At 62.0% G+C, this 245-nt stretch carries 1 protein-coding gene; it reads left to right on the top strand.

The features are described from left to right. Position 1 precedes the first annotated feature (1 nt). The coding region (locus ACT89H_RS29540; RefSeq protein ID WP_445111950.1) for an AMP-binding enzyme at positions 2-245 on the top strand (244 nt) is incomplete at its 3' end.

The following is a 245-nucleotide window of genomic DNA, read 5'->3' as shown; positions in this document are numbered from 1 at the left end:
GATCGAAGCTGCTCTCGCCGGATGCGATGGCGTTGCTCAGGCTGTGGTCACGTTGGATGGTGCGCACGTCGAGGACGGTGGCTCTGCTGGTCCTGCGGAGCGTTTGGTGGGTTATGTGGTCGGTGTCAGTGGTCTTGATGTCGCGGCTATCACGAGTGCTGTCGCGCGGCGGCTGCCCAGCCACATGGTGCCCTCCCAGATTGTCGTTCTGGATGCTATGCCGCTGACTGTTTCGGGGAAGATCG

The sequence above is a fragment of the Nocardia aegles genome (genome assembly GCF_052545135.1).
The sequence above is the reverse complement of the archived record's forward strand: the minus strand, read 5'-3'. Positions and strand labels throughout refer to the sequence as shown.